The organism is Bacillus cereus group sp. N31 (genome assembly GCF_016483245.1).
Classification (GTDB): Bacteria; Bacillota; Bacilli; order Bacillales; family Bacillaceae_G; genus Bacillus_A; species Bacillus_A toyonensis.
In genome coordinates, this window is the sequence record NZ_JAEHCH010000028.1 from 1 (window position 1) to 15307 (window position 15307).

Genomic DNA, 15307 nt, shown 5'->3' on the forward strand with positions numbered 1-15307 from the left:
CCAAAGGTTTTATCATTATTTTTACCTGGTTCCATTTGAAAATTGAGGAATTTTCCACTATGTAAATCATACTCTAGCTGAATCTTAATACCGGCTGTTTGTGCACATCCTCCTGAACCAGGATAAATAGGAGCCAAATGATTGGGTACTTGAAAAATAGTAGCATCTAAAATACGTATACGTTGAAAATAAGAGGTGTATTGGTTTGAGATTCGAGACGAATCGTTTAGTTTGCTTTTGATTAAAAGGGAGAATACACGCTGTAGAAATAAAACAGCGTATCGGTTAAAACGTTGATTAAGTCCTTCAGGACTCATGAGTGTAGCTGTATTTGCATAAAGTTGACTACATAATCGAGTGAGGGAATCGCTTGCTACATGTCGACTGATCCAAATACATAAAGCAGCCATATCTCGTGCGCCATACTTACTTTTACGTTTTACAAAACCTGTCTCCTGTGCGACTTGTTGGAGGATATGTGGAGATAGATATCGCTGTAGTTCTTCAGCGAATAAATGAAACTCATCTTGAATCGATAGATTCATACAAAAACACCATCCTTTCTGTATATTTCTACAAAAAGAATAGCGTTTTTCTTATTATTTAGATACAAATTTATCTCAATTTGATAGCGATGAGATGATATCCTTATTAGTATTTAATGTATCTAGAAACCCTTCAGATTTTCTGAAGGGTTTCTTCGTTCACATAGTCTTTGCTAACAGATATAAATATAATTCACTAAGAAAACATAATTCTTTTTACCATTCAGTAAGCTTTTTCATAAATAAAGCTGTCCACAGCCCAGAGACACCAAATACTTTATTCGATTGTTTTATCTCTTTCATTCTACGTATTTCTACTTCAGAAAAGTCTCTAAAGATGACTCTAAGTTTTGCATCTGTAAAACCTAATCCACCTTTAAGACTTTGTAGTTTGTATACTTCCCAATCCGTTATATCTGCCCCACCTAATTCTCCGCCTTGAACAAAACAAGTGATTGCAAAATAACCACCTGGTTTTAAAGCCTTTTTCACCAAATTTATATAATTCATTCTTCTGTGTGGAGCAATATGATGAAAACATCCTGAATCATACACAATATCGTATGTACCTTCTTCAATTTGTAAGTCAAAGATATTGTTATAAATAAAATTTACATGTACATTTTTTTCTTTTGCCCGTTCGGTTGCCCATTGAATTGATTCCTGTGATAAGTCTACCGCATCAACTAAGCATCCTTTTTCAGCAAAGTAAATTGTATTTCTGCCTGGACCGCATCCAAGTTCAAGAACTTTCCCTGGATTAAGTAATTTTTTCTCGAAATAATTAACTAGGTTCTCATCTGGTTTATTAGTAAAAAAGGGAACTCCTTTTTCACGATTTGAATAAAAATCATCCCAAAATTGAGTTGGTTCACGCAATAATGAATCTAACATATCCAATAAATCTTCATAACTACTAATTGTTTCTTTCACAATAACCCCTTCTTTCCAATTAAATCTTACATTCTAATTGTACTAACAATTAGAATGATTCGTGTTTCATAGGGGTTAACAACACTTTAAATTTAAATAAGTTTGAATTCTCTATATATGCCTATTTATGTTAATTTAACGTGCATAAAGATACCTAATTTTCCTTTTATATTACTTTAAAAGTATTTACCTTACTCTTTCTGAAAACCCAACCAAACAATTGGAAATACCCTTAGAATTAGAATTCTATTTCGATTTTCCAGAATTATCTTTACAATTGTTGCAATAATATTACAAATGGAGTAGCTATACATTCTCATTAAATAAAAATGTTTCTTTGGTAATTTACATAAATTTCATTATCAGTAGTAAGAAAATGAGCACATCCCTTATTGAAATATCACCAATTTGTACCAAGCTAATACTTTGAAGTCTTCAAAAATAAAATTTAGCTTATTACATTTTGCTATGAGTAATTTAGCTCATTTTTTCGTTTTGGGGGTAACTTGTTTTCTTAGCTTGATGGGCATGATATGGGACCCCAAAGAGGCAAAAAGAGGTAGTTCATTAGGCAGATCAAGTTATCCAATTTGTAGGAATAAATCAAAAAAAGGAGTCGTACTTTTTAGAAGAACTCTTCTCTGCCATACTGAATAAAAAGGTAATAGAAATTAATGATTGTCGCTATGGCAACAATTCAAGAATCATGCAACCCTTAAGATTATTAATCACAAATGGAAATTGGTATTGCTTTAGTTGGGATTTAGACAAAAAAGAATTTCGAAATTTCCGTTGTGACTATATTCAATATACAAAGTATAAAGATAAGGAAAGCATTCCTTTTACTGAAGAGACAATTAGTTCGTTATATAGAAAACAATTCAATACACAACGACCATTTTCTTTTAAAGTTAGTGAGAAAGGGGTAGAACAATTCTATAAACGCATTTACGATAACATGTCTTTTCAAGAAGAATAACAAAACAAATACATTATTGTGACTTTTGGAGAAAAGGAGATGGATTTTCTGGTTCAATATTTTTGTCTTTCGATAAAGAAATTAAAATCATTTCTCCGGAAATGCTACGCTCCAAATATAAGGAATATTTAAAAGAAATACTGGTGGGTTGTTATGAAATAGAAAATAGTTCACCTGCAAATTAGCAGGTTAAAATCGGTTTAAATAACATTCCTGATTTAATTTCAATTAGGTTTTTGATGCAATTTTAAACTAGCCCACTGTTATAAAGTTAATATTTATGGTGTCCCCAGAACGAAAAATTATTGTCTTTTATCGCAATAGGATTTATTTTTATTACAAGTTAGGACAAAATCTCGTTCTGGAGTAGTTGTATTTTCTTAGCTTAATAGCGATGGGGTGGGACCCCTTTTAGCAAAAACGGAGTGGAAATGATGAGTATAAATAGTTTTGTGGGATTGATAAAGGACGAATTATTAAAAGAGGTAAGCATAAGAAGTGAGGATGAATTCGAGCCTGTAGTAGTTAAAGATATTCCTAGACTTTGGAAGTGTTTAGGGACAGGTAATTATGCCGCGGTATTTATGCACAAAGAACACAAAGGTTGGGTAGTGAAAGTTTATGCGCGAAAAGGAGAAGGGATTGAAAAAGAGTCAGAAGTATACCGAAGAATCGGAAATCATCCTTCTTATTCGAGGCTTATATATAAAGGAGAAAATTTCATAGTATTGAAACGGTTAAAAGAAATTACCTTGTACGATGCTATTCATAAGGGGATTAAAATTCCTAAGCAGGTAATCCTCGATATCAATGAAGCTTTAGAGTATGCAAGAGAACAAGGATTAACTCCTTGTGATGTTCACGGGAAAAATGTGATGATGGAAAACGGAAGGGGATATGTAGTCGATGTATCTGATTTCTTAAAAACAAAAGAAGATAGTAAGTGGAGAGATCTAGAAAAGGCATATTTTACATTTTACTTGCCTTTCATTTATAAATTGCCTCTCCCTGTTAAAATACCGTATTTCATGTTAAACATTGTTAGACGTTCATATAGAAAATATAAGAAGCTTAAAAAGAAGTTCAAATTGTAAAAGGACCACATACTTATCTTTAGGTTAGATAAGCGAACCACTAGTAAACAAAAGGAATGTACATTTTAAATCAGTAGTCAACGGTGCATAAAATGGGGGGGACTGTAAAATCTTAGCTTAATAGGTATGTGGCGATATCCCTTATATAGAAATTATACATTAAAAAACCTTATAGATAATGCGCATTGCGAATAGAATGACTGATATTTTTTACGAGAGAGCACTTACTGAGAGGTGCTCTCTTTTTATTAGTCAAATAACAAGAAAAATGAAATCCAAAAGAACATTTCTACTGAGATTTTATATGCACTGTTCTTGGATGCTAGTTTACCTGTATACCTTTGGTCGGCTACATGTGATTCAGCTTGGTCCTTCCATGCCACTCAAAAATCCAGTCAAAAAAAAGAGGGAGAAGGCATTTTTTATTGAAGTTTGTTTATAGTAGCTTTTTAATTTGTTAGGGGGGATCGTAAAGTAGACTATTAATCTCTTTGATAATTTTAATTTTTCTTATAGTACAGGGCAAGCTGTATAAAAAATTTAATTTCGAAAGGAGAATCAATAAATATGAGCACGAAAAGAAGGATAGGGAATAGGTTATTACTTGTTAGTGCAATTTGTACAATAGCTATTCCTTCAGTTTCATATGCGGAGGAAGTAATTTCACCTGAAAATTTTGTGAATGATTCAAGTTTGTATGAGGGACGGAATACGGATGTATTAAAATCAAGCTTATATCCTTGTACATATAAAAATCCGTTCAATCACCAATTTATTTCGACATTAAAGGAAACAAACAACAATATAAAAAAAATAGACAATACTGAAAGTGAAAATCCTGTTATAGCTACTACCCTTTCATTTATCCGTTATATGGATACAGAAGACTATAAATCTGCAATTGATTTAACTTCTCGATCATTACAGAAAGTAATATCCGAAGAATGGCTGAAGAGTTATTGGAAGGAACTCCCTGCGCAATTACAAGCAGGTTCTTTTATGGAGATTGGAGAGGTAACACAAAAAGAGACAAATTCTGTTCATACAAATGTAGAGATTAAATTAGTTTTTGAACAATTTACAGTACCATTATTAATTAAGCTAGATCCATCTGGAAAAATAGATGATTTTCAACTTAGTATGTCGTTTAGTCCAGTTGCAGAGCGTCCGTCATATAGTAAGCCTGAATCCTTTGTTGATAAAGAAGTAGTGGTTGGAAGTGGTGCGTTTCCATTACCAGGAACATTGTCTGTTCCGAAGGGGAAGGGTCCTTTCCCAGTGGTTATTCTTGTTCAAGGATCTGGAGCAACCGATCAGGATGAAACAGCGTTTGCTTTAAAACCATTTCGTGATTTAGCTGAAGGTCTTGCCTCGAAAGGAATTGCTGTCCTTCGCTATAATAAACGAACTTATGAACATGGATTGAAAACACAATCCAGTCCTTTTTATACAGTGGATAAAGAGACAACAGATGATGCTCTTCTTGTGACTCATTTTCTTAAAAATGAACCTCTGATAGATAAGAATCAAATTTATATTCTTGGTCATAGTCAAGGTGGAATGATGCTTCCGAAAATGATTGAAAAAGACCAAAATCAAAATATTGCTGGGGCGATTGTGATGGGAGGACCAGCCCGTACGATTCAAGATGTTGTTTTAGATCAATTTGAGTATCTTTTTTCTATTGGAGCAATGAAACCGGATGAATATAAATTTTACAAATCGCAATTTGAATTATTAAATGATCCCAACTTCTCTAGTCAGAATCCTCCAAAAGGTTTTTATTTAGGATCAGCAGTATTTTGGGATTCTATTCGTAAAGTTAAAGCAGCAGAAATGTCAAAAGAACAAAAGACACCGCTTCTAATTATTCAAGGAGAAAGAGACTATCAAGTTCAATCAAAAATCGAAATTCCTCTATGGAAAGAACAATTAAAAGAACGAGATAACGTTGATTATCGACTATATCCAAAGTTAAATCACTTCTTTACAGAAGGAGATGGAGAATTAAGTAAACCGGATGAATATTATAGTCCTGCTAATATCCCTGAGTATGTAATAAATGATATTGCTACTTGGGTGCTAGGAAGATCGAAATAAAATTAGCACCCTTCTTTGTGCCTCCGCCATGTTTCAAATACGCCAATTACTCCTCCAAAAGAAGAAACGAGAATGAAGCGAATATAAAGTGATTTATATCATAAAAGATTACTTTCTACTTATCTATTATTCTTTACAAAAAGAAGCCAAAGAATGAACAAAGATATTATTTCATCACTTCAATCTCTAACATAAAAACAGACAAAGATCTTTAATAGGTATGAGAAGTATTGTTTGGATTCTGGTGAAAAGACGTGAAACAAGTTTCGATATAGTAATAATAAAGATGTTTAATTTTGATATAGAATATAATAGCCTTACTACATATTGAATGTAGTAAGGCTATTTAAAGGTTTGAAAACAGGATGAACCTATTCAAAATTGCCTACCAAAAACGATAAAAAATTAGATTTATAGTCTTATTCCTTACTGCATCTTGTAACTACAGTTTAGCTAGCTCTAAAGAAATAACAAACCGTTTTCTCATTCGATAATTCCAATTTCTAGAGCCTTCTGGACAGCTTCTTCCTTGTTACGTACTCCTAACTTTGTGTAAGCCGAGGAAGCATAGTTTCTGACCGTACCATTCGATAAATATAGCCTTGAAGCTATCGTATTGTATCGAAGTCCTTTTGCTACTAGCTGCAATATTTCTATCTCTCTGGCTGTTAGTTCATAAGCAGTTGCTTTTGATTGTGGTGTCTCGTTTTGCTCATCAAACTGCTCAAATATTTTGTGAGACATCCCCTGATCAATCAGCGTCCCACCGCCATGAATAAGTCGGATCGTATTAGCTAGCTCTAACGTTTCAATGGATTTAAGTAAAAAACCATCCGCACCGTTACGAAGCGAGTCCAACGCCTGTTTCGTATCCTGAAACGTTGTAAAAATCAATACGCGGATATGTGGCCATTGTTGCTTAATTTTTTTTGTCGCTTCGACTCCATCCATTTGCTGCATATCTAAATCCATGAGTACAACGTGAGGTTGAAGGCGCCCACACAAGTCGATGGCTTGATCGCCATCTTCAGCCAAACCGACTACATTTATATCTTCATACCTGTCGAGTAGTGTACTCAAACTTTCCCGAACAAATGGCTGATCGTCGACAATTAATAAACGAATAAGTCCATCTTTTATTTCAGTTTGTCGCGGTATGGTACATGTAACAAGCATTCCTTCCTCTGGCTTTGTATATACAGACAATTGACCTTGTAAATTCATCGCCCGCTCTTTCATCGTATTCATACCAAAGCCTTCCTGCCATTCTACATTTCCCTTTCCATTATCTTGCACTTCTAATCTCGTATATTGTTGTTCAAACTGCAATGAAACTATAATTTCAGTCCCTTGACCATGACGTACCGCATTCGTAAGGGACTCTTGTAAACAACGAATGAATGCTATCTTCGCTTGTCGAGACAGTTGATATTCCTCTCCGAATGTTCGGAAGCTTACATCCACCTGAGCGTGCTCCTGAAATTCAGTTCCAAGATTTTGTAGAGATTGAATCAAGGAAGGCGATTGACACTGAGGATCCATTTGATGTAGGTAACCTCTCACGTCCTCGATGCTTTTACGTCCCATTTCAAGCAGGGAATCTAGCCTCTGTACACCCATTTCGGTAGCAAGATCGGTTCGCAACGTTTCCATCCCCATAATAATGGAAGTATAGGCGTGGCCTACTGTATCATGAAGTTCACTAGAGAGCCTGTTTCGTTCTTCGGCCAGTGTAATGCGTTCGATCTGAGACATATATTGCTCAAGTACCGCGTTTTGTTTACGAATTACTTCATTTTGTTTATGATTGATGATTAATAAATGGAAAGCGAATCCCATTACATAAGCGAATCCGTAGTAGGTGACCATAATCCAATAGCTATTACTTGGCGCAACTGCATAGAAAATCCCGGTTATTACAAAAACTGTTGTTGGAGCTGTCCAATAATAGGACAAATGCTTACTATTTGCTGCGATAAGAAACACCGATATAAGAAAAATATTGTAAGCTTCTGGAAATAAAGAGGTTAAATATATACATAGTCCACCATATAGCAATATTTCTGTGAATAAGTAATATTTGTAATTGAACAGTAAGGCCACCCATGGAATAGAGAAGGCAATAATTTCCCAAAGAATAATAATCCAAAGTGGTAATGTTAAACCATCCTGAAAATTTAATGTTGCTAGGATGGTAGACACACTAACAAGTAGACGGATTCCTAACATAATCCAATCATACCAAAACCAATATTTAACCATATCAAACAATTCATTTACCCCCTAAGTAGCCTTCTTTCTCATTTCCTATATTATAGAATAATCCTTCTTGCATTGTTATATTTTTAAGTTTAAACTGCCTACTACTCGTAGACTACAAATTTCTATCGATTTAGTTGTTGAATCATACTGCGTGTATAACCTCCAAACTTTTTCGTTAAACCATCTACTATTTTAATACTTATGGCGGTAAACATTATACCCATAAACATTACAAGGAGTGACTTTGGAAAAGTATCTATCTGTATGAAAATAATATTCATATCGATGTATCGATACAATAGTGGTGCTAACAGGAACATAAGTGGCATTACATAAAAAATGATTGCACTAATGAGACTGAAAATGCCAATCACAAATTTCTGCATTAACCAAAAGACAGCAGACCAAGTGCGGCGATCCGTAAGTCCTAATTTCACTTGAGCCCAGTCCGATGTATCCGTTGTTACATTTCTATCGTAAGAGTCTGTCGAAATATCAGTATAAATTTTCGTTTGTATGCGCTCGAATTGGATAAAAGTTGTGGTAGTTTGTAGTACGCGTATAATTAATGGAATCCCAACTACCGTAAATGAAAGGGTGAAACTGAATAGCAGAGCTATTAAGTAAAAACAAAAATAAAACAAACCTGTAATGAAAGTTAGTAATAAAAAATAACCATTCTGGATGAATCTTGATCTCATAAAGTGTATCGCTCCTATCTATAATAACCGCATCATACTGCTTTTTTTGTCAAACTCACCAGTGTAAAGATGTCATATGACATTTTTACATGATGATAAAAAGGGGGGATTAGCCTATTCTTAGTTAAAAACAAGATGATTTTATTAATCATCTACAAAACAATCCCGTTCTTGGATCAGCAAGAAGGGATTGTTTTGTACTTTTATTTAATATGAGATGGACTTGTTTTTCGGATATGAAAAATAATATCGAATTGCTCAAGCAATGAAGTATCAAAGTATAACGAACCGTCTGGGAGGAGTTGTCCCCCTATACTTAGTAATGGCCTTTTTGCTCTAACCCATTTCTCTGCGTGTCCTTTAAGGTGACGGTTATCCAACAAAAACATTTTATACGGTACTTTTCCGAGGGTATAATTGAAACTATTTACATTTTGTGGAATAGTATCCGTTGCAATCTTACCTCCGGTGGAAGGATTATATTCGCTGTATACGGTGAAATTCCCCTCTGTAGTTGTACTACCAATTGTGACATAATTATTGTCTAAACGTTCCTTCAAAAACTGCCCCGCAACATCAGGATATAATTTCTCATCGATAATTCCTTTTGCTATGTGAATATTGTGTGCCCATACCATAGTTTTACCACCAAATGTCTCTTGTGCCCACATTGCATGATCGGCCAAGTATTGCTCGTGTAGCTTTATTACATTTGGGTAGTCATTAGAAAGCAGCATTGTGGTAAATTTCTCTATTGCATTCGCTGTTGCTTTTACCCAGATGTACTCGGATGAACCTACATCTTTGTTTGCCTGTTCCTTCTCATCTTTTAGTAATTGGGCTACTTTCTCAGCGTTTGCCTTGAACTTTGCTTTCATTTCAGGAGCAAGATTCATATATTCCTGTATACTTCCAGTGAAAGAAGAAAGGTCTTTATAGTTTTCTTCTACTTCTGCCCGCAAATCTGGTCGATGCTGCTTTACATAATCAATTACTTTATTAAAAACACTTTGGTCCATTGTTTTTAAGTCAAGTCCGATAAATTGGATTTTCTTTTTATTGGATGGATCAGCATTATAATCTTTCATCCACTCAATCATGGTAATAATTTCATCAGTAGGATATAACAATTTCAAAAACTCCCTAGGGTTTCCTTTTCCTGTTTGTATATATTCATTTAACTTTAATCCGTTTCCCCAATCTTCTTCCATTGTGAAATTTGTAAAACCCATCTCAGTAACCAAATATTTCACAAGTCGAAACTTCATAGTGAAAATTTCAGAGCTTCCATGAGTATTCTCTCCTAATCCTACATATTGTGCGCGCCCAATCATTTTCTTAAGTGGTTTTAAATCCTCAAATGGTTTTGACGGTTCTATCGTTTTTAATGGATGCGCCTGTGATTGTATTGATTTAACGATATTTTTTTGGATTGATTGAGCTGAATCTTCAACTGCAACCGTTTGTGCTTTTCCTACTTCTCCACCTCCTGCGACTAATATAGCTGTACTAACCATTGCAACCATTCCACAATACCTCTTTTTTTTATTCATTTTTTTCACCTCAATTGAATTATTTTCAAAAGCAAGATTGATTCATGTACTTGCACGAATCAATTGCCGTAATTCAATTTTTATTTATTCCATATCATATTTTCTAGTTACATATTGTCACAAGATTATTTGACACAGGTCATAGGTTAAACATTACAGTTTCGTACTATCGGTTATGACAACTTATGAAGAATAATTACATGATTGAATCGTAAGTAAGGCTAGATTATGAATTTAAGAGGGGGGATTGATTAATCAATATGAAAAAACATCTTCATTCTGTGTTGTATTTCTCGAAATGACAGGAAGTTGATTAGATAAACAAATTAATAAAAGGGGAAGGACGGATTACAATGATATTACATGCAAAATCATTCCACAATATGGATAAAGTCCAACGTGCTAAAAAAGGACTGCAACTGTTTTTAAGTATTTTGTTCATTACTTCTATTCTTTTAAATGTAGTAATAATGATTACGAAAAGCATGCCGCTAATTGTGGTATATATGTTTACTCCTGCAATTTCTTCTATTCTAACTCGTATCATACTGCGAGAAGGCTTTAAAGATGTATCTTTTAGTCTAGATAACTTAAAGATATGGAAGGGGATTGCTTTGGCCCTGATAATACCTATGATAATATGTGGAATTACATATTCGATTGCCTGGTTTAGCGGATTTGCGAGGTTTCAGCTCCCACAAGGTGGTATGCTAGAACCTATCTACAATATACTTGGACTTCAGTATCTACCGATACCATTACGTTTCATTTTTATAGTAGTATTGAGCGGAATTTTAGGAAGCTTGCTTAACTTAATCCCAGTTATGGGAGAAGAGATGGGTTGGCGGGGTTATATGCTCACAAGGCTAGTCGATGCGGAATTTTCACGTCCAATCCTTATTAGTGGATTAATATGGGCAACATGGCATGTCCCAATTGTTATTGCTGGTCTATATGTAGAGGGAACATCTGTCTTTCTCTCTGTACTTGGCATCTATTTTTGTATTGTACCATTCAGTTATATTACAGCTTATTTACGACTTATCACAGGTAGTGTTTGGCCGTCGGTTATCATCCACACCACTTGGAATGCTATTATTCAAGGGCCTTTTGCACGTGCAACTACAGGATATCAATTAGAGATTTGGATTGGAGAATCTGGCTTGATAACCGCTCTTATTATTTCGATTACTGCAATAATTGTGTATCGGATCATAAGGTTTACTAAACGTGTATAACTTTGAAATAAAAGTATGATATTTAAAAAATGTAATTTTGTTACTTTTAATTGAGCATTCACAGCATGGGATAGATTAGGAGAGTCCTCAACCCATATTTTAAAATCTTGAGTAAATGAATCCGTCTCGCTCCAAACATAATTATGTTTGGAGCGAGACGGATTCTTATATGAGAACTAATCGTAATATCAAATTACATTTTTTTACTTCAAGGACATATAGAAAAGAGAAGATATCTCATCTTTTGAAATGTAGTAGCTAATTTAGATGTGAATAGATTTAGAATTATTTATAAAATCATGAAATCTAGAAATACCAATTACAATGTTACGAAAGACGAATTAAGAGAGGATACTTGGATAATGCAACTCTCCCTATTGTGAAGCAATAAAGAAAAAGCGTATAATATTATAGTTATCCCATTTTTGGGAGCGACCCGCGAATGATAAATAAGATTGTTGTTTTATCATCGCTTCTAAACATATATACAATGAAAGTAACACTGGAATACAGATAGGGAGTTATACAATGAAATTAATTATTGCCGAGAAACCAGATCAAGGTTTGGCTCTTGTTTCACAGTTTAAATATCGCCGAAAAGATGGATATTTAGAAGTAGAAGCAAATGAGTTATTTCCAAATGGAGCGTACTGTACATGGGCAATTGGTCATTTGACGCAGTTATGTAATCCAGAACATTATCATGCAGAGTGGAAAAAATGGTCACTTAATACGTTACCGATGATTCCAGAACGTTTTCAATTTGAAGTAACAAAGTCAAAGTATAAGCAATTTAATGTAGTGAAACAACTGTTACATAATCCGGGGGTAACAGAAATTATTCACGCAGGCGATGCTGGGCGCGAAGGGGAATTAATTGTACGAAACATTATTAATCTTTGTAACGTGCAAAAGCCGATGAAACGTCTTTGGATTTCATCTTTAACGAAGCAAGCCATTTATCAAGGATTTAAAAACTTACTAGATGAAGCAGATACGATTAATACGTATTACGAAGCATATACAAGATCTTGCGCCGACTGGGTTGTTGGTATGAATGCATCGCGTGTTTTTAGCATTTTGCTAAAGAAAAAGGGAATGAATGATGTGTTTTCCGCCGGACGTGTACAAACACCGACACTCGCATTAATCGTAAAGCGTGAGAAAGAAATTGAAGACTTTAAGTCAGAGCCGTTTTGGGAAGTGTTCGCAACCTTTAATATTGAAGGGAAGAAATATGATGGGAAATGGGAGAAGGATAATGAATCCCGCTTAAAAGACCCTGATATGGCGAATAAAATTGCGGCTTTTTGTCAAGGGAAACCGGCAGAAGTGAAGGAAATGAAAACGGAGCGTAAAGAGTTTCAGCCGCCGCTTTTATTTAATTTATCAGCACTGCAAGCGACAGCAAATAAAGCTTTTAAATTTTCGCCGAAAAAGACGCTTGATATAACGCAAGCACTATATCAAAAAGGGATAGTTTCTTATCCACGTTCGGATTCTAACTATGTTACACAAGGAGAAGCAGCGACGTTCCCTGATATTTTACAGAAATTAAGTCAGTTTGATGAATATAAAGGTTTATTACCGGCTCCGGTTGAATCGATTTTGAACAATAAGCGTTATGTGAATGAAAAGAAAGTTACAGATCACTACGCAATTATTCCGACAGAACAAGTTACCAATCCAAGCAAACTATCAGGCGATGAAAAGAAAATTTACGATATGATCGTAAGAAGACTTATTGCGGCGCATTATGAAGTAGCAATCTTTGACTACACAACAATTACAACTCTTGTAGACGAACGTGCTGCGTTCATTTCGAAAGGAAAACAGCAAATACAAGAAGGTTGGCGTAAAGTTATTTTCCAAGACGATAAAGATGACGAAACGATTCTTCCAATTGTAGCTGAAGGTGACCAAGGAAAAGTTGTAAAGGTGAAAGTGAAAGAAGGAAAAACACAGCCACCGAAGCGTTATACAGAAGGACAACTTATTACGTTAATGAAAACGGCAGGTAAGTATTTAGAGAATGAAGAGCTGGAGAAAGTATTAAAGAAAACAGAAGGTTTAGGTACGGAAGCGACTCGTGCCGGCATCATTACGATGCTGAAAGACCGTAAATATATAGATGTGCAGAAAAACCAAGTGTATGCGACTGATAAGGGCAAAGTATTAATTACAGCAATCGGCGACAAAATACTAGCTTCACCGGAAATGACTGCAAAATGGGAACAACGTCTTGCAGAAATCGGAGAAGGTACCGCTTCACCAGCTACATTTATGGAACAAACGAAAAAGCTATCAGCTAAAATTATTGAAGATGCGGTAGAAATGTCGGAGAAATGGGATTTCACTGGATTACATGTTGAATCGATTGAGCGAAAAGGATCGAAATTTACGACAGGTAAAAAGGTTGGAAGTTGTAAAAAATGCGATGGTGATGTAATTGATAAATCTACGTTTTACGGTTGTTCCAATTACAATACAACACAATGTGACTTTACCATCTCGAAGAAAATATTAAGTAAAACAATTTCGCAAAAGAATATGACAAAGCTCTTAAAAGGTGAGAAGACCGATTTAATTAAAGGCTTTAAAAAGGGCGAGAAAACGTTTGATGCGAAGTTAGAGTGGAAAGATAATAAGATTAATTTTGTGTTTGAGAATTAAGTGGTTTCAACATGTGACAAAGCTCTTTCCCGAGTAAAATGTTCTGTATTCGGTTTGAAAATATAGATAGAAAAGAAAAAGCATGACAATTTTATGTCATGCTTTTTTATTTTATAATTACAGAGTTTTGTATACTAGCACTAAAATTTATTTGAAATAATTGTTTGAAAAGGTGGTATGAAATAGTATTAAGTAGCAATAAAGTCTTTTAAAATATAAAAAAGTTTAAAGATTCTTCTTTAACTAAACGGCAGTTTAGTTTTAATACAATATTTGTTTTATCATTTAACCAAAGTGATAGAAGGTCAAAGAAAAGGCAGTAATAAAGAAGTGCCATTCCTAATGTGGACTGGCACTTGGTAAGGTGCAAAATTCATTATTTGATTTCGGTTGAGGAATTTGATTCATCTATTTTTCCTGTACTTTATTATGATTCCTTAGGCAGCCTTTTCTGTTTTAAATACCCATTGTTGGAGAGGTGGTTGATAATACGGTATCATCCACCCTAAAATTTTGCCGATAAAATAGGCGGCAATTAGTGTGCCGGTTCCGATTGAGCCTAATGATTGAATGAAAATTATACAGATTGCACCAGCCACACAAATGTTTATTAAATCGCTCAAAATCTTTGCTTTACCGAATTTTAAATTAAATTTTTCACTAATTGCATAAGTTAATGCATCATACGGCATTAATGGTAGTTTCGCTGTTGTATAGCCCATTAAACCGACCGCTATAACAAATAAACTAACAATCAAATATACACTTCGAGCAAGGAGAGTTTCAGGTGCAGGGAAAAGTTGGACAAGGAAGAGCGTTGCATCCATGAAAAAACCAAATAAAAACGAAATAATGAATTGACTCACAAATTCATTTAACTCCATTCGTTTACTTAATATCACTTGAATAATAATGTATAAAACATTTGCAAGCGCCATTGTCACACCAATCGATAAACCAATCGTTAGCGTACTTGCATATGCTAATGATGACACAGGCGATACACCAAATCCTGCTTGAATCGACATGCTAATGCCAATCGACATAAAAAACAACCCGAGCACGTATAAGAAGATGCGCTTCAAGGTTCTGTTCCAATGATTCATAGTATCTCTCACTTTCTAGTTAATATTATCAATATAAAGACTATAGCTATAGAATTAAATATAACGCCAAATTCGACATATGAAAAATATATATATGATAAACTAATCATATCAAAAAACATA

Annotated in this window: 11 protein-coding genes and 1 pseudogene; 6 read left to right on the forward strand and 6 right to left on the reverse strand. The window is 34.5% G+C overall.

The genetic code is table 11. The features are described from left to right. Together JDS81_RS25095 and JDS81_RS25100 are read right to left on the reverse strand one after the other, a co-directional pair. Positions 1-545 (reverse strand): IS4 family transposase (locus JDS81_RS25095; RefSeq protein WP_199688630.1); only part of this gene is annotated, 545 nt, incomplete at its 3' end. Between the two features lie 216 nt (positions 546-761). Then, positions 762-1478, reverse strand: a complete 717-nt coding sequence (locus JDS81_RS25100) for a class I SAM-dependent methyltransferase (protein ID WP_097953285.1) — start codon at positions 1476-1478, stop codon at positions 762-764. Between the two features lie 670 nt (positions 1479-2148). Here JDS81_RS25100 and JDS81_RS30575 point away from each other — a divergent pair. The 4 genes and pseudogenes from JDS81_RS30575 to JDS81_RS31135 form a co-directional block, all read left to right on the forward strand. Next, positions 2149-2457, forward strand: a complete 309-nt coding sequence (locus JDS81_RS30575) for a WYL domain-containing protein (protein WP_252199178.1) — start codon at positions 2149-2151, stop codon at positions 2455-2457. Positions 2458-2891: 434 nt separating this feature from the next. Continuing rightward, entirely contained in the window at positions 2892-3551 is a 660-nt protein-coding gene (locus tag JDS81_RS25110; protein WP_000026521.1) for a protein kinase family protein, read from the forward strand. Positions 3552-4118: 567 nt separating this feature from the next. After that, positions 4119-5651, forward strand: coding sequence for an alpha/beta hydrolase (locus JDS81_RS25115; protein ID WP_199688631.1), 1533 nt, complete (start codon positions 4119-4121; stop codon positions 5649-5651). A 1-nt stretch (position 5652) separates the two neighbouring features. Beyond that, positions 5653-5805: pseudogene (locus JDS81_RS31135) on the forward strand (IS4 family transposase); the annotation flags it as partial. A 329-nt stretch (positions 5806-6134) separates the two neighbouring features. On the opposite strand, the gene JDS81_RS25120 reads toward JDS81_RS31135, so the two are convergent. The 3 genes from JDS81_RS25120 to JDS81_RS25130 all read right to left on the reverse strand — a co-directional run bounded on the left by JDS81_RS25120 (position 6135) and on the right by JDS81_RS25130 (position 10140). Then, a complete protein-coding gene (locus JDS81_RS25120) occupies positions 6135-7922 on the reverse strand; it encodes a helix-turn-helix transcriptional regulator (RefSeq protein WP_097953286.1) in 1788 nt (595 codons plus the stop codon). 113 nt (positions 7923-8035) lie between these two features. Further along, entirely contained in the window at positions 8036-8614 is a 579-nt protein-coding gene (locus JDS81_RS25125; protein WP_097953287.1) for a sensor domain-containing protein, read from the reverse strand. A gap of 203 nt (positions 8615-8817) precedes the next feature. Beyond that, entirely contained in the window at positions 8818-10140 is a 1323-nt protein-coding gene (locus tag JDS81_RS25130) for an erythromycin esterase family protein (protein WP_371399166.1), read from the reverse strand. 380 nt (positions 10141-10520) lie between these two features. Here JDS81_RS25130 and JDS81_RS25135 point away from each other — a divergent pair, with 380 nt between their 5' ends. Both JDS81_RS25135 and topB read left to right on the forward strand, forming a co-directional pair. Continuing rightward, positions 10521-11405 carry a CPBP family intramembrane glutamic endopeptidase gene (locus tag JDS81_RS25135; RefSeq protein WP_000600477.1) on the forward strand — a complete coding sequence of 295 codons (885 nt, stop codon included), beginning with the start codon at positions 10521-10523 and terminating at the stop codon, positions 11403-11405. Positions 11406-11933: 528 nt separating this feature from the next. Continuing rightward, the gene (gene topB, locus JDS81_RS25140; RefSeq protein WP_097953289.1) at positions 11934-14078 is read left to right on the forward strand and encodes a DNA topoisomerase III; all 2145 of its coding nucleotides are present in this window, start codon (positions 11934-11936) and stop codon (positions 14076-14078) included. A gap of 437 nt (positions 14079-14515) precedes the next feature. On the opposite strand, the gene JDS81_RS25145 is transcribed toward topB, so the two are convergent. After that, entirely contained in the window at positions 14516-15184 is a 669-nt protein-coding gene (locus JDS81_RS25145; protein WP_097953290.1) for a YczE/YyaS/YitT family protein, read from the reverse strand. Positions 15185-15307: the final 123 nt, after the last annotated feature.